The sequence below is a fragment of the Streptomyces sp. NPDC048514 genome (assembly GCF_043199955.1).
In the GTDB taxonomy this organism is placed as follows: Bacteria; Actinomycetota; Actinomycetes; order Streptomycetales; family Streptomycetaceae; genus Streptomyces.
In genome coordinates this window covers 183,758-199,363 of sequence record NZ_JBICWT010000010.1, presented here as the reverse complement: position 1 = coordinate 199,363, position 15,606 = coordinate 183,758, and the positions used below count along the sequence as shown (strand labels likewise).

The following is a 15,606-nucleotide window of genomic DNA, read 5'->3' as shown; positions in this document are numbered from 1 at the left end:
GGGTCACGGCAGTTCCTGCTCGGCCCAGATGATCTTCCCTTCGCCCGTGTACCTGGCGCCCCAGCGATGGGCGACCTGGGCCACCAGGAAGAGGCCACGGCCGCCCTCGTCCGTGCTCCGGGCGTGCCTGAGCCGGGGGGCTGTACTGCTGGCGTCGGCGACCTCGCAGGTCAGGCGGGTGTCGAGGAGGAGTCGCAGTCGTATGGGTGGTGCGGCGTGGCGGATCGCGTTGGTGACGAGTTCGCTCACGATCAGCTCCGTCGTCATGGCCAGGTCCCCGAGGCCCCAGTCCGTCAGCCGGCGGGCGGCCCTGGTCCGCAGGTCACCGACGGCGGCGGGGTCCACGGGCACGTCCCAGGAGGCGACCTGGTCGGCGCCCAGGCGGCGGGTCCGGGTCAGGAGCAGGGCGATGTCGTCGGGCTGGGGCACGGGCACTAGCTGCCGTACGGCGGACGCGCACAGCGTGTCCAGGTCGCCCTCGGGCCGGCCGAGCACCTCTTCGAGCCGGGACATCCCCCGTTCCACATCGCGGTCGGATCCCTCGATGAGGCCGTTGGTGAACAGACCGAACAGGCTGTTCTCCGCCAGCTCGATCTCGGTGGCCTGGAACGCCATTCCCCCCAGCCCGAGCGGCGGCCCGGCGGGTATCTCGGGGAAGTGGGCCCGTCCGTCGGGTGCGACGACGATGGGGGGCGGGTGGCCTGCCCGGGCCAGCTGGCACCGTCCGCCGACCGGGTCGTACACGGCGTAGAGGCAGGTCGCCCCGGTGAAGGCCGTGGTGCCGTGACCGGCCGGACCGGCCGCGCTCTCCTCCTCGCTCAGCCGCAGCACGAGGTCGTCGAGATGGGCGAGCAGTTCGTCCGGGGGAAGCTCCATGTCGGCCAGGGTCTGTACGGCGGTGCGCAACCGTCCCATGCTCGCCGCCGCGGTGATGCCGTGGCCCACCACGTCGCCGACGACGAGGCCCACCCGGGCACCGGACAGGGGGATGACGTCGAACCAGTCGCCGCCGACGCCGCCCACCGGGTCGGCCGGCCGGTAGGAGGAGGCGACCTCCAGCGCGGTACCACCCGTGAGGACGGGTGGCAGCAGGCTGCGCTGCAGGGTGAGCGCCGCCGTGTGCTCCCTGCTGTAACGGCGCGCGTTGTCGACGCACACCGCCGCCCGTGCCACCAGCTCACGGGCCAGCAGGACGTCGTCGGGTCCGAAGGGGACCGAGTTCAGCGAGCGGACGAACGTGGCGAGTCCCAGGGCGGTGTTGCGCGCGCGCAGGGGAGCGGCGATCAGTGAGTGCAGGCCGTACTCGCGGATCCGCTGCGCCCGTACCGGATCCTGCTCGGCCCAGGCCTCGTCGGACGGGTCGAGAACCGGGACGAGGAGCGGATCGCCGTCGATCAGCAGGTTCACGTCGTGGGGCGGCGGCAGGAAGGCGACCCGCTCGCCGACCCCGGCCACCGCCTCGGGGCAGCCTTCGCGCACCGAGCGCAGGGCGGCCCGCCGCATCGCCGGCCGGGCGGGCGGCGATCCCGCGTCGGGCGGCGGGGCTCCGTGCCCTTCGGTGCTGAGGACGGGTTCCAGGAGGTCCACGATGACGAAGTCGGCGAAGCGGGGGACGGCGAAGTCGGCGAGTTCCTGGGCCGTCCGCAGCACGTCGAGTGTCGTGCCGATACTGGTGCCCGCCTCGTTGACCAGCGACAGCAGCTGCCGGGCGGACCAGCGCTCGGTGACGTCCATGACGATGTAGCAGACACCGGTGACGGTGTCCCCGCCCTCGACGAGCGGGAAGAACGACGACGAGTACGCACGCCTGCGGTGCGGATCGGCCCAGCTCCACCCCAGGTACTCGTAGTCGGTCACCGGTACCCCCGTCGCGAGCACCTTGCGCATCAGCCCTTCCAGGGTCTCCGCCTGCAGTCCGGGCAGCAGCTCGCTCAGCCGCCGCCCGAGCCGCTGCTCACGTGGTACCCCGCCGAACCGTTCCAGGGTGTCGTTCAGCCAGAGGTAGCGCAGCTCCGGATCCATGACGGCCATGCCCAGCGGTGAGCGGGTCAGGAACCCTTCGAGCACCGACCGGCCCATCGCCCACTGCGGCTTCCGCTCGTGCGCCGACACCAGGAAGCACTCGTCCCGGCCCATCTGGAACGTCGCCGAGACCCGCACCTGCACCTCCAGCGGGTGGCCGTCCCGGTGCCGTGCGGTGATCAGGCCACTCCAGCCGCTGCCCGTACGGCATCGCTGCGCGATACCCGCGACCCGCACCGGGTCGCCGGGCACGGCGGACAGCCGCGCGACGGAGGCGCCGACGATCTCAGGCGCCGCATACCCCAGCAGAGCTTCCGCACCGCGGGTCCAGCCGAGGACGACGCCGTCGCCGGACACGACCGCGGCCGCGTCGGTGGCCGCGTCGAAGAGATCACCCGGTCCCGTGGACGTGGAGACATCCTTTCGCTCAGATCCCATCAATTACACCCATACACCTAGATGCACGCCTTTATACCTCTGATGTACCCGGGGTTCCTGATGTGGACGCGGTCGGCGGCCGCCGTCGGGGCCCGTCCGGCGGACGCTCGCGGCCGGTCGGCGGCTCCCGCCGCGGCCGGTTCGGCGGACCCTCCCGCCGAGCGGACACGCGGTTCGGACCGCGTTCGCCGGCGCCGCCGGGTTGGGCCCGCGGGGCACCCGAGGGAGCATGGAGGGAACCGGTTGTCGTACAGGTGCACACGGGGCCCGCACGACGCCGTCTCCCGGTCGACCGACCCGGGGGCCGGCCGACCGGCCGGTGGAGGTGGATCCGGGATGGCAACGGAGTTCTTCGAGACCGGGCACGATGCCCGACGGCCTGAGCGGCCCCGGCCGACCGGCCTGCTGGACGTGCTCAGCGTGGCCGCGGTCGCCCTGGACACCCGTGGCCGCGTCGTCTTCTGGAGCCCGCAGGCCGAGGAGCTCTTCGGCTACAGCGCGGAGGAGGCCCTCGGCGAACAAGCGGCACGCCTGCTCGTCAGCCCCGAGCATCTGCAGTCCGTGACGAGCCTGTTCACGGACGTCCTGGAGACCGGCCGGGGCTGGGCCGGCGCGTTTCCGGTGCAGCACAAGGACGGCAGCAGCCGCCTGACGGAATTCCGCGCCATGCGCCTCCTGGACGACCTCGGGGACGTCTACGCCCTCGGTATCGCCGCCGACCACACCCTGCTGCAGCGCGTCGAGACCGACCTGGCCCTGTGCGAGCAGCTCATCAACCAGTCGCCGATCGGCCTGGCCCTGCTGGACCCCGACCTGCAGTACCTGCTGGTCAACCCGGCGCTGGAGCGCATCGACGGCATCCCCGCCGAGGAGCACATCGGGCGCCGGCTGCGGGAGACGCTGCCCTTCCCCGACGTCGACACCGTCGAGTCCGCTCTGCGCCAGGTGCTCACCACCGGCACGCCGCTCCTCGACCAGTACCACGTCGGCCGGCCGCCGGCCGATCCCGAGCACGAGCACGCCTGGTCGCTGTCCTTCTACCGCCTGGCGGATCCCGGCGGCCGCGTCCTGGGCGCGGCCGCCTCGGTCGTCGACGTCACCGAGCGGCACCGCGCGGCCGCCGAGGCCGACCGGGCACGGCGGCGCCTGGCACTCGTCGCCGAGGCCTCCACGCGGGTCGGCACCACGCTGGACGTGCAGCAGACCGCGCATGAACTGGCCGAGATCGCGGCACCGGCACTGGCCGACGTGGTGGCGGTGGACGTGCTCGACTCCGCACTGTCCTGCCGCCGGATGCGCAGACCGGACAACGGCCCGGAACTCTTCCGGGCGCTCGCCCTGAAAGCCGCCCACCCCACCGTCGCCGTGCGTGCCGCCGACCCGCCGGGCGACCTCGCCGCGTACGAAGGCGACCGCCTGGTCACGCTGTGCGTGCACACGGGCCGTCCGGTCCTCGTCCCGGAGGTGAAGGAGCGCGATCTGCCGCGCATCGCCCGGGACGCCGAGGCCGGCGCGCTGCTGGCCCGGGCCGGCGTCCACTCGTACCTCGCCGTGCCGCTGATCGCCCACGGCGAGGTGATCGGCGCCCTCGACCTCAAGCGCACCCAGAACCCGGCGCCCTTCGACGACGACGACGTCGTCCTGGCGAGCGAACTGGCCGGGCGTGCCGCCGTGGCCATCGACAACGCCCGCTGGTTCCAGAGTGTCCGCAACACCGCGCTCACCCTCCAGCGCAGCCTGCTGCCCGACCACTCGCCGCATCACACGGGTCTGGAGGTCGCCTCCCGCTACCAGCCGGCGCAGGCCACCAGCGAGGTCGGCGGGGACTGGTACGACGTCATACCGCTCGCGGGCGACAAGACCGCTCTCGTGGTGGGGGACGTCATGGGCAACGGCATCGACGCCGCCGCCACCATGGGCCGGCTGCGCACCGCCACGTGCGCCTACGCCGAACTCGACCTGGCACCCGGCGAGGTGCTCCAGCACCTGGACAAGGTCACCTGCGATCTGGAGCACTACATCGTCACCTGTCTGTACGCGGTGTACGACCCCCGGACCGGGCGCTGCACCATCGCCAACGCCGGGCACATGCCACCCGCGCTCGCCCGCCCCGGACGTGCCCCCGCACTCCTCGAACTGCCGGCGGCGGGCCCGTTGGGCGTCGGCGGCATCCGGTTCGAGGCCACCACGCTCGAACTGCGCCCAGGTGATCTGCTGGTCCTGTACACGGATGGCCTGGTCGAGACACGTCAGCACGCCATAGACGACCGGCTGGAGGTGCTGCTGAGCTTCCTCGACGAGCCCCAACGGCCCTTGGAGGAGACCTGCGACCGCCTTCTGCACGGCCTGCGCCACCCCGACGACCACGACGACGTGGCCCTGCTCATCGCTCGGGCGCTGCAGATGCCGGTACGGGACGTCGGCGTCTCGTAAGCGCGTTCACCGCTCAGCGCACACCGTTTCCTTCGGCCCCCACCCGGGCCGCCACCCCGGTGTTCACCCATATGAACATTGCTCATGTGGGTGTACGGAGACGCGGGCGCCGTGCCAGACTCCGTCAACGTCCTTGTTCGGCTGACCAGTTGGAGGACATTGATGAGCATCTCCCGGCGTGCCGTGCTGGCCGCGACGGCCGGAGCCACGGCGACAGCCGCCGCGCCGGCGCACTCCGCGGAGGCGGCCCGTGGCGGGGAGCCGGCGTCCGCCGTCCGGGTGCTGCGGGCGGCGGCCGACTACGCGGTGCAGAAGTTGCGCGCCGTGGCGCCGGGGGTGAGCGCCTTTCCCGTCGGGACGAAGTTCGAGAAGTGGGTCCTCTCCCAGAACGGAGACTGGGTGGGCGGCTTCTGGCCGGGGACGCTGTGGATGGCGTACCTCCACAGTGCGGACGAGACGTTCCGGACACTGGCGCTCGACTCGGCGCGCAAGCTCGCTCCCCGCCGGCACGACACCACCACCCATGACCTCGGCTTCCTCTTCTATCCCTCCTGGGTCACCGCCTGGCGGCTGACGGGCGACGACAGCTGGCGGACGGGCGCCGTGGAAGCGGCCGGCTCGCTCGTCCGGCGGTACAACCCGCGGGGCCGCTTCATCCGGGCATGGGGAGCGCTGGACGACCCCGCCAACGCCGGCCGGGTGATCATGGACACGATGATGAACCTCGATCTGCTGGCGTTCGCGAGCCGGCAGACCGGCGACGGGACCTACCTCGACGTCGCCGTGGAGCACGCCAGGACGGCGCAGCGGTTCTTTCCCCGCCCGGACGGCTCGACCCCGCATGTGTACGACTTCGACCCGGTCAGCGGCGCACCGGTCGGTCCGGGCACCGTGCAGGGCTACAGTCCCACCTCCTGCTGGTCACGCGGTCAGGCCTGGGGGATCTACGGGTTCACGACGATCTACCGCCGCTCCGGGGAGCGGCAGTTCCTGGCCACGGCACGCAAACTGGCCGACTTCGCGGTGGAGGCGCTGGGTGCGGACCATGTGCCCGTGTGGGACTACCGCGCGCCGCAGCAGCCCCACGACATCAAGGACGCGTCGGCGGGCGCGATCATGGCGTGCGGGCTGCTCGACCTGTCCGCGGCGACCGGCCGACGCGAGTACCGCGAGGTGGCGGTGCGGATTCTCACCGCCCTGTCGGAGACCTGCCTGACGAGGAAGTCGGCGCGCGCCGAGGCGGTCGTGGCCCGCTGCACCCGTAACCGGCCGGCCGAGGACGGGATCGAGATCTCCCTGCCCTACGCCGACTACTACCTGCTCGAAGGCATTCTGCGAGTGCTGCGGCCGCGGGACGTCGACCGCGCCATCGACCTGTCCACCCTGTGACGCCCGCGGCTCGCCTCCGGGTCCCGTGACCGACCCGATGCCGGGCCGGTCACGGGACCGGGGTTCGCCGGAGGGAGGCCGGTCAGATGCCGAACGGTGCCGCGTAGTGGACGGTACCGGCGGGCAGCGGGCGTTCCGAGTCGAGGGTGAGGGCCATCAGCGCCTCGTCCGGGACGTCGATGCTCAGGCCGATGCCGTGCGCCGAGGCCCGGCTGAAGCCGAAGCGCGGATAGTACGCCGGGTGTCCGAGGACGACGACGTGGCACTCGCCCATGCTCTCGGCCGCCGCCAGGGCCGCCCGGACGGCGGCCGAGCCGGCGCCGGTGCGCTGGTGGGCGGGACGTACGGCGACAGGTGCCAGGCAGAGCGCCGGTGCGTCACCGATGCGGCACCGGGTGAGCAGGGCGTGACCGACGAGGGTGCCGTCCTCTTCGTGACTGACCAGGGACAGGCCCTCGATCCAGGCGGGGTCGGCGCGCAGGGCGTCGACCAGGTCGGCCTCCGCGGGAGTGCCGAAGGCGGCGATGTTGATCTCGCGGATGCCGGGGATGTCGCTCCGTGTCTCGGCGCGCGTGTTCCAGGTGGTGTGCATGGTGGAGGAGAGTCCTCTTCGCAAGGTTGTCCGTGTGGATGTCCGGCGGGCTCACGCTCCCGGCCGGGGGGCGGATGAGGTCAGGCCACGGCCCGGGACGTGAGGGAGACCCGAACGCTGCCGACGGTGGCCTTGAGCGCGGTCATCAACCTCACCTCCCTGCTTCCTCGTTTCCGGAACACGAACGACCACGAGCCTACAGGCCGGCCGGCTCCCCCGGGGCCACCGGGTCGGCCGGCCGATCCCGAAGACGCCCTCGGACTCCGGTTGCCGGAGCCCGAGGGCGTACCGCGGTGCGCCGGCCGGCGCGGGGTCCGGCCGCCGCGGCAGGCGCTCCGGCTCAGCCGAACTGGCCCGGCTGGTAGTCGCCGGCGGGGACCCGGGCGATGACGTTCCCACGGTTGAAGGCGTTGATGAGGGAGATGACACCCAGCAGGGCGGCGAGCTGCTCCTCGTCGTAGTGCTTCGCGGCGTTCTCCCAGGCCTCGTCACTGACGCCGCCGGCCGCGTCGGCGATGCGGGTGCCCTGCTCCGCCAGTTCGAGGGCGGCGCGCTCCGCCTCGGTGAACACCGTGGCCTCGCGCCAGGCGGCGACCAGGTTCAGGCGGGTGGCGGTCTCCCCGGCGTGGGCCGCGTCCTTGGTGTGCATGTCGACGCAGAAGCCACAGCCGTTGATCTGACTGGCCCGGAGCTTCACCAGTTCCTGCGTCGTGACCGGCAGCGTCGACTCCGCGAGCGCCTTCCCCGCCGCGACGAGGTGCTTGGTGAACTTGGCCGCGACCGGGCTGGCGAAGAGGTTCAAGCGAGCTTCCATGGTGCACTCCTGCGGTGTTGTGGTGCGTACACCTCCTTGGACGGAACAGCCCTTGCCATATGTGACATGGTCGAAATGTGACGTACGTCTCACACCGGACGGAGTCGGATCCGCGTCGCACGTCGATGCCGTCCGGTCCCACGGCGACGATCTCCAGCTGGGCCGCGCCCCGCGTGCCGCTGCCTCGGTCAGGCGCGCCGCAGGCCCTGGGACGGCCCGCCGAATTCGCTCGCGCGACGCCCTGACCAGGCCCTCTGACCAGCCCGGGGGCGCCGTCGAGATGCTGGCCGGTCGAAGGGCGGCTAGCGTGTGATGAGAGGGCCGCGTTCCGTGAGGTGCGCCCCGCCGACGTAGGCGAGGGCCCTGTCCAAGGGCCGTCAGCCCACGCCGAAAGTCCGCATCTCTCTTCCGAACGCGGCGACACCCATGGCCGCACCGTGTCTTTCCAGGGCGGCCCGGCCAGCCCCCTCGCATCGGCAATCACGAGGGGTTGAAAGAAGGAAGGCCCATGATAGGACAGCGCGCGAGGCGTCTCTTCGCAGGTGCTGCGGTCAGCGTTCTCATGGCCGGTGGCACCGCCGTCGGCCTGGCGGGTACCGCATCGGCAGCCACTCCGACGAACGTCCCCACACACAACGGCTGCTCTTACCGCGGCGGCTTCTGGTACGGCGGCTGTAACGGCTTCGGCAACGGCTTCGGCAACCGAAGCGGCTTCTATGGCAACGGCTACTACGGCGGCGGTGGCGTCGTGGTGATCCTGCTGGGCTGACGCCGGCACGAAGGGCGGCGGCAGGAACCGACCGCCCCGCCGCGCCACCAGGCCATGAAAGGCGGGCCAGGCGAGGGCGGTGACGGCTGAGGTCCGGACGGCGGCAACGGGTCCAGGGCACACCATGCGCCGCCGGACCGTCCGAGCGGACACATCACCACACGCGGGCGGCCATCAGCTGGTGACGGACACGGCGTCCGTCACCAGCTGAGTCATGTCCGGCGTCGGCGGGCGAACGCGCGGCACCACGTGCCCCTTGGGGAGCCCTGCGCCGCTGCGGCCTCACGCCCCCCCTCGACCCGCCCGCAGCCTGGCCGTGTCCGGCTCTTGACGCGCCTGGTCCAGACCTTCTACGTTCCAGGTCTCGGACCCGTTCCGCCCGAGGACCCCTGAACCGCTGCCGACTTCGCACCACCCCCCACCCGCGCGGGTCTGCACTCATGCCCCACGGGGACTTTATTCACGACTTGACTTAACAGTCGAGTAATGCGACAGGAGCGTCCCATGCACCCCCGCAGAGCCTCCTTGGCCGTCCCGTCCCGCTGTCTGCGGCTGCTGTTGCTGCTGGCCGTGCTGATCGGTCTCGCCGAGGCGCCCGCCCAAGCCGCCCCGCACCCGGCCGCCGCGCCCTTCAAGGTGCTGGGCCTCTACAGCGGCACCTGGGACGCGGCGCACATCAGCTTCGAGAAGGAGGCGAACGAGTGGTTCCCGCGGCAGGCCGCGGCCAACGGGTTCACCTACACCGCCAGCAACGACTGGGACCTGCTCGCCAATGGCGGGGTGGACGCGTACCAGGTGGTCCTCTTCCTCGACGACCTTCCGCAGACGGCGGCCCAACGCACGGGATTCGAGCGGTACATGCGCTCCGGCGGCGCCTGGCTGGGCTTCCACGTCTCGGCGTTCACCACCAACGCGTCCGGCTGGTCCTGGTATCACGACCAGTTCTTGGGATCCGGCGACTTCAAGTCCAACACCTGGGGCCCGACCTCGACCGTACTGCGTGTGGAGGACCGCACCCATCCCGCCACGAAGAACCTGCCGGCCACCTTCGCCTCGTCGGTGAGCGAGTGGTACAGCTGGTCCCACGACCTCCGGCAGAACCCCGACATCAAGATCCTGGCCTCGATCGACCCGAGCAGCTTCCCGGTCGGCACCGACCCCGACCAGACCTGGTACAGCGGCTACTACCCCATCCTGTGGACGAACACCAAGTACAGGATGCTGTACGCGAACTTCGGTCACAATGCCATGGACTACGCCACCGACACGCCGCTGTCCTCGACGTTCGCCAGTGAGACACAGAACCGGTTCGTCCTCGACGGACTGAAGTGGCTGGGTGGAGCGACGCAGACGGAGCCGCCGTCCGGGCCCCTCTCCGAGACGGCCTGGTACTCGCTGCGCAACGGCGGCAACGGCACCTGTGTGGACGCCCGCGCCGCCGGCACGGCCAACGGCACGGTGATCCAGCAGTACACCTGCAACGGCACCACGGCCCAGCAGTACCAGTTCCGTTCCACCGACAGCGGTTATCTGCGCATCACCGGCCGCGGTGACCCGCAGCAGGTCATCGACGTCGCCGACCGCTCCACGGCCGAGGGCGCCGGCCTCCAGCTGTGGGCCTACGGCGGGGGCCGGAATCAGCAGTGGCGTGCCGTCCGGCAGGACGACGGCGCCTACCACTTCGTCGCCCGGCACAGCGGCAAGTGCCTGAGCGCCGGAGCCACGGCCGCCGCCGGTATCCAGCTCACCCAGCGCACCTGCGACGGCTCCCCCGTCCAGAGCTTCATACCGACCGCTCAGCCCTGACCGAGCCGGGCGGGGAAACCCGCCCCTCTGCGTGCCGAGGGGCGTCAGGGGCGCCGAGGGCGGCAGTGGCGCTGCCGGCGACGGGTGACAGGCGACGGGTGGCCCGAAGCCGCTGAGGCACGCGGTAGCCGGCTTCCCCACCGTCAGCGAGGTCCGGCTCGTGCTCCTCGCGGCCTGTGGGCGGGACCGCGAGACGCATCACGGCATTTCGTCCTCGTACGTCGGCGGACCCGCGCGGGAGAGCCGGACGGAGCGCCGATTCCTGCTAGCGGTAGCCGAGAACCACCGCTGGCTGCAAAGACACGGTCCCGTCACGGCGCAAAGCTGGAGACAGTTCGGTTCCCGCTCACGGAGACGAAGGAAAACCGGCCTCCGACGCGGGTTCGGCATCCGTGCTGCAGCGACTGCATGCGGAGGCGCTCGGCCTCGGGTCGCCCTGCAGCGAAGCTCATCCCTTACGGAAGGTCTCGTCATGAGGTCAAACGCGTCCAGGTTCGTACGTCTGGCTTCCGTCCCCCTCGCTACGGCCGCCCTGGTGCTCGGTGGGGTCGGTGTCGCGAGTGCCGCCACCGGCCAGTCGGACGGACACAGCGGCTTCGCCTCCGGCTACCACAACGCTCAGAGCTACGACGGCCGTCACAGCCACGATCGCTACAACGGCGAGGGTGACTGGTGGGACGACAACGGCTACGGCGGAGGCTGGGGTCACGATCACGACGACTACGGCCACGGCGGTCACGGCTACGGCGGTTACGACCACGGCGGCGGCCATGGTGACGGTCACGGCGGCGGCTACGGCGGCGGCGGTCACGGCGGCGGTGGTGGTCACGGCGGTGGCGGCCACGGCGGCGGTGGTGGCCACGGCGGTGGCGGTGGTCACGGCGGTGGCGGCCACTGAGCAGGCCACGGTCACGGCTGAGGAGGACCGGGGCGGGCCGGGGGTTCCGCCCGGGGCCCGGGGCCGGTCGGTGCAGGCCGACCGGCCCCGAGCCGCGCCCCGACGCGCCGGCGTCCGCACGTTCCGGTGGTGCGACCGTCCCCCTCGGCCCCTTGCCGGGTGCTCACCCGCCCGGGCTCCCCGACAATGTCAGACATGACGCCTGCAACCCCCAGCGCCGAGGGCGGGCCCGACGGCGGCGGACCGGAGACGGCGGATCTGCGGGTCGTTCTCGCCGACGACGACGTCCTGCTGCGCGAAGGCCTGGCCAGCCTGTTGCAGCGGTCGGGGTGTGCGGTGGTGGGGCAGGCCGCCGACGCGACGCAACTGCTCGATCTGGTCCGGCGGGCGGCGCCCGGGCTGGTGGTGGTCGACATCCGGATGCCGCCGGGGCAGGCCACCGAGGGCCTCGACGCGGCACGCACCATCCGGCAGGAGCTGCCGGCCACGGGCATCCTGGTCCTCTCGGCGCACGCCGAGGTGGAACACGCGATGGAGTTGCTCGCCAGTGGCCGCGGTGTCGGCTATCTGCTCAAGAGCCGGGTGAGCGACGTACAGGAGTTCCTCGACGCACTGCGGCGGGTCGCCCGGGGCGGCTCGGTGGTGGACCCGGCACTGGTGCAGGAGCTGGTGGCCGCGCGCCGCAGGGCGGATCCTCTGGACGTACTCAGCTCGCGGGAGCGCGAGGTCCTGGAGCTGATGGCCGAGGGCAGGTCCAACGCCGGCATCGGCCGGCGGCTGTGGGTCACCGAAGGCACGGTGGAGAAACACGTGCGCAGCATCCTGGCAAAGCTCGACCTGCCGGAGACCGACGACGACCACCGCCGCGTCCGGGCGGTGATCACCTTCCTGGAGGCCCGTTGACCGGGTTGACAGGGTTGACCGGTTCGTCGCGGCCGCTGTCTTCCCAGCCGCCGCGCTGCCCGGCACCGGAGTCCCGGCCACAGCCGTCCCGACCGTCCCGACCACTGGCGTCCCGACCACTGGCGTCCGGACCACTGCCTTTCGGACCACTGCCTTTCGGACCACTGCCTTTCGGACCACTGCCTTCCGGACCGGCCCGGCCACCGGCGTCCGCCGCGGCCAGCACCGCACGGATCGCATCGCCCGACAGAACCGTCTTGCCGACGAAGCCCGTCGCGGGGCTCGCCTCGATCAGGTCGGCGTAGTCCTCCTCGGCGTGACTGGAGATCAAGATCACCGGCAGGGGAGGCGGACCGGCCGCGGACCGCAGCCGGCCGGCCAGTTCCAGGCCGCACTCGATACCCAGGTCGATGTCCACGAGCGTCACGTCCGGCCTCAGGCGCTCGGCCAGCCGCAGCGCCTCGGCGCTGTCCGACGCCAGGCCCACGACGGTGATGCCCTGGTGTTCGAGCAGACAGCGAGCGGCGCTGAGGAAGTACTGATTGTCGTCGACGATCAGGCAGCGCAGCATGGGTCCAGAATCCCAGGGCGGTGGCTGATCGGCATTCCTGCTAGCTGTATTCGCAGCCGGTACGGTCCCGCGTCCCGACGCGACGGCGCCCGCCGTCCCCCTGCGGCCTGCTGTCCCCCGGCGGCCTGCCGGGCCTCCCGACCGGCCAGCGGCTCCCCCGCCCTCCCCCGCTCCTCTCCCCCCGCTCTCCCCGCTCCTCTTCCCATGATCTCCCGTGCTCTCCGGTGCTCTCCTCTCCTGCAGACCGGTTGGGGACGACTCCCTGCCGACGAGCCGCCACATCGGTCATATATGTCACACTCTGAGGAGTTAGGTCCGTTTGTGGTCGGCCGGGGAAGCGATGTGATGGCAGGGCGTCGGGTCCGCTTGCCGGTTCTGCGCTGGCCGAACCGCCTGCTCGCCAGCGTGACGCTGGTGGCCGCGCTGACCAGCCTCATCGCGCTCCTCAAACCGCACATCCCGTCGCTGCACCCTCTGGTGCTGTATCTGCTGGTCGTACTGCCCGTCGCCGTGGTGTGGGGGACGGGGCTCGCGCTGGTCACGTCGGTGCTCTGCGTCGCGGTCTACGGCTATCTGTTCGTTCCGCCGCTTCACGTGCTGCGGTTCGACCACTCGGAGAACTACATCGCTCTGGGTGTCTTCCTCCTCACGGCGGTGGTCGTGGGACAGCTGGCGGCCCGGTTGCGGCGGGCGGCGGAGGCGGCGGGACGTCTGACGGAGGAGCAGTCCGCGTTGCGGCGGGTCGCGACGCTGGTCGCCCGGTCGGAGCCGCCCGCGGCGGTCTTCGAGGCCGTCACCCGAGAGGTCGGGCTGCTCTGCGGAGCCGACATGGCCCGCATGGAGCGCTACGAGCCGGACGGGACCGTCACCGGCGTCGCCGCCTGGAGCCGGAGCATGCGGTCGGACCCGCCGCTCGTCGGTGCGCGCTTCGACCTGGAAGGGGTGAGCGTCGCTCGCGAGGTCCTCCAGCTCGGTTCCCCGGTCCGGATCGACAGTTACGCCAGCGCTTCGGGGGCGATCGCGCAGGAGGCCCGCGCCATGGGGATCCGCTCCTCGGTCGGCTGCCCGGTCACGGTGGGCGGCCGGCTGTGGGGGGTGATGGCGGCCTCGACGCGGGGGGACGAGCCCTTCCCTGGGAACACGGAGGCACAGATCGCCAGCTTCACCGAGCTGGTCGCCGCCGCCGTGGAGAACGCCGAGGCCCGCGCCGAGTTGTCCGCCTCGCGCGTGCGCATCGTCAACGCCGCCGACGAGACGCGCCGGCGCATCGAACGGGACCTGCACGACGGCGTCCAGCAACGGCTGGTCTCGCTGGTGCTGCTGGTGGGTTCGACGCAGGACATGGTGCCGGACGGCCTGAACGAGCTGCGGGCGAGGCTTCAGCAGGTCGCCGCGGGGCTGACGGACGCCTCGGACGAGCTGCGGGAGATGGCACGGGGCATCCATCCCTCGATCCTCGCCAGGGGCGGTCTCGTGCCCGCCCTCAAGTCGCTCGGCCGCCGCTGCCCCGTCCCGGTCGATCTCGCGGTGCACGCCGAAGGCGATCTGCCCGAGCCGGTCCAGGTGAGCGGCTACTACGTCGTCTCGGAGGCCCTGACCAACGTGGTCAAGCACGCGCGCGCCTCGGCCGTCACGGTGACGGTCGAGGGCGGTGACGAGGTGCTGATCCTCACCGTGCGCGACGACGGCGTCGGCGGTGCCGACTTCGGCCGCGGTACCGGTCTCGTCGGCCTCAAGGACCGGGTGGAGGCGCTCGGTGGCCGGATCCTCGTCGACAGCCCGCGCACGGTGGGAACGACCGTGCGGGTCGACCTCCCCCTCACGGACCACGGCCGCGCCTACGCCTAGCCGGCGACCGGAGCGACAGCCTACGGTGACCCCGCCGAGCCGGCACCCGGAGCCGCGGGCGTCGGTGCCCCCGCCCCCCGGCCACGTGGGCACTCAGGCGTCGCGGGGCGGAGTCCACGGGTCCGGCACCGGCGGCGGGCCCTCCAAGGCGCTGCGGAACTTCTCCTTCAGGCTCTTCGGCGGAGCCTCCTTCTCCTCCCGCGAGTGCACGAGCCGGGCCGTGGTCACCCGTATGTGACAGTCCCGGTGCCGCTGCCTCACCAGCACCACCCATGCGCCGTCCTGGGTGCGGAAGGCATGCCGCTCCGGTTGGTCACCGGGCCGGGCATGCCGGGCCAGCACCTCCGGGACGTGGTGCAGGGCCGCGTCCTCGGCCACCGCAGCGGCCCGCGCCTCGTCCCCGTCGATGCGGTGCGTGGCGACGAGCGTCCACCGGTGCAGCCTCAGTTCGACGCCGTCAGCGCGCTCGGTCCTTCTGGTGTCCTCTTCTATGAGGACGTACCACTCAGCAGTCATGGCAGCTGCCCGTCTGTGTCCCGGGGCCCGACGGGCCGACGAGGGGCCGTCCGAGCGTCGGCGGTACTGCCGTGCAACGCCCCCCGACCAGCCCGAACTTGCGTTTCGCCCACGCGGTGAATCCTGCCATCCCGGTCGGCGCCGCGGACGGCGGGGTGGCTGGCGGCGGGGCGCGCGGGGAGGCCATCAGGGTGTCACCCGGCGGTGTCGGGCGCCCTGCACGCCTGCCGTTGGCCATGCTGGGCCCGGAGCGGAACCCTTCCACACGACAAGGAGCACTGCATGCCGACGGATGCGGTCGGACGATTCCTGGCGGCCCTGGACCCCGATCACCGGGAAGCGATCGGCTCCAGACCGCGCGAGGAGCAGCAACGGCTCGCGGCGGCCTGGGAGCGGGAGCTGGAGGCGGACGACGAGCTCGACACCCTCGACGAACTCTCCCCGCCGGCGGCCGAGGCCGAGGCGGCCCGCCGCGTCCTCGGCCGGGAAGCCGGCTAGGACCCCGCCGGGCCCACGCCCGCACCGGCCGATACGGCGCGGGGCGGGGCGGGCGCCCGGGTCCACCGCCTCATCCGTCCCCTACGTCCTCATCGCTACCGGAATGCGG

The 15,606-nt window shown here is 72.0% G+C and carries 13 protein-coding genes; 8 read left to right on the top strand and 5 right to left on the bottom strand.

What is annotated here, in order from left to right:
• Window positions 1–3: 3 nt before the first annotated feature.
• Window positions 4–2,460, bottom strand: coding sequence for a SpoIIE family protein phosphatase (locus ACGFT2_RS23115; RefSeq protein WP_393281298.1), 2,457 nt, complete (start codon window positions 2,458–2,460; stop codon window positions 4–6).
• Between the two features lie 336 nt (window positions 2,461–2,796).
• Between ACGFT2_RS23115 and ACGFT2_RS23110 the strand changes: the two genes are divergently transcribed.
• Both ACGFT2_RS23110 and ACGFT2_RS23105 read left to right on the top strand, forming a co-directional pair.
• Entirely contained in the window at window positions 2,797–4,893 is a 2,097-nt protein-coding gene (locus tag ACGFT2_RS23110) for a SpoIIE family protein phosphatase (protein WP_393281296.1), read from the top strand.
• A gap of 162 nt (window positions 4,894–5,055) precedes the next feature.
• Window positions 5,056–6,282, top strand: a complete 1,227-nt coding sequence (locus tag ACGFT2_RS23105; protein WP_393281294.1) for a glucuronyl hydrolase — start codon at window positions 5,056–5,058, stop codon at window positions 6,280–6,282.
• Window positions 6,283–6,364: 82 nt separating this feature from the next.
• On the opposite strand, the gene ACGFT2_RS23100 is transcribed toward ACGFT2_RS23105, so the two are convergent.
• The gene (locus ACGFT2_RS23100) at window positions 6,365–6,874 is read right to left on the bottom strand and encodes a GNAT family N-acetyltransferase (protein WP_393281293.1); all 510 of its coding nucleotides are present in this window, start codon (window positions 6,872–6,874) and stop codon (window positions 6,365–6,367) included.
• 340 nt (window positions 6,875–7,214) lie between these two features.
• Window positions 7,215–7,688: a carboxymuconolactone decarboxylase family protein gene (locus tag ACGFT2_RS23095; RefSeq protein ID WP_393281291.1), complete on the bottom strand. Its 474-nt coding sequence runs from the start codon at window positions 7,686–7,688 to the stop codon at window positions 7,215–7,217.
• A 508-nt stretch (window positions 7,689–8,196) separates the two neighbouring features.
• Here ACGFT2_RS23095 and ACGFT2_RS23090 point away from each other — a divergent pair.
• From ACGFT2_RS23090 to ACGFT2_RS23075, 4 genes are all read left to right on the top strand, one after another.
• Complete coding sequence (locus ACGFT2_RS23090; protein ID WP_393281289.1) at window positions 8,197–8,457, top strand: hypothetical protein; 261 nt, start codon at window positions 8,197–8,199, stop codon at window positions 8,455–8,457.
• Between the two features lie 504 nt (window positions 8,458–8,961).
• Window positions 8,962–10,263 carry a ThuA domain-containing protein gene (locus tag ACGFT2_RS23085; protein ID WP_393281288.1) on the top strand — a complete coding sequence of 434 codons (1,302 nt, stop codon included), beginning with the start codon at window positions 8,962–8,964 and terminating at the stop codon, window positions 10,261–10,263.
• Between the two features lie 472 nt (window positions 10,264–10,735).
• Window positions 10,736–11,161 carry a hypothetical protein gene (locus ACGFT2_RS23080; protein WP_393281286.1) on the top strand — a complete coding sequence of 142 codons (426 nt, stop codon included), beginning with the start codon at window positions 10,736–10,738 and terminating at the stop codon, window positions 11,159–11,161.
• 195 nt (window positions 11,162–11,356) lie between these two features.
• Window positions 11,357–12,064: a response regulator gene (locus ACGFT2_RS23075; RefSeq protein WP_393281285.1), complete on the top strand. Its 708-nt coding sequence runs from the start codon at window positions 11,357–11,359 to the stop codon at window positions 12,062–12,064.
• Here the strand turns inward: ACGFT2_RS23075 and ACGFT2_RS23070 are convergent.
• Window positions 12,042–12,635 carry a response regulator transcription factor gene (locus tag ACGFT2_RS23070; protein ID WP_393281283.1) on the bottom strand — a complete coding sequence of 198 codons (594 nt, stop codon included), beginning with the start codon at window positions 12,633–12,635 and terminating at the stop codon, window positions 12,042–12,044. The two genes, ACGFT2_RS23075 and ACGFT2_RS23070, sit on opposite strands and share 23 nt — an antisense overlap.
• 345 nt (window positions 12,636–12,980) lie before the next feature.
• On the opposite strand from ACGFT2_RS23070, the gene ACGFT2_RS23065 reads away from it, so the two are divergent.
• A complete protein-coding gene (locus ACGFT2_RS23065) occupies window positions 12,981–14,483 on the top strand; it encodes a DUF4118 domain-containing protein (protein ID WP_393281281.1) in 1,503 nt (500 codons plus the stop codon).
• 93 nt (window positions 14,484–14,576) lie between these two features.
• Here the strand turns inward: ACGFT2_RS23065 and ACGFT2_RS23060 are convergent, their stop codons facing one another.
• Window positions 14,577–14,999, bottom strand: coding sequence for a hypothetical protein (locus ACGFT2_RS23060; RefSeq protein WP_393281279.1), 423 nt, complete (start codon window positions 14,997–14,999; stop codon window positions 14,577–14,579).
• A gap of 282 nt (window positions 15,000–15,281) precedes the next feature.
• On the opposite strand from ACGFT2_RS23060, the gene ACGFT2_RS23055 reads away from it, so the two are divergent.
• Window positions 15,282–15,497, top strand: a complete 216-nt coding sequence (locus ACGFT2_RS23055; RefSeq protein ID WP_393281277.1) for a hypothetical protein — start codon at window positions 15,282–15,284, stop codon at window positions 15,495–15,497.
• Window positions 15,498–15,606: the final 109 nt, after the last annotated feature.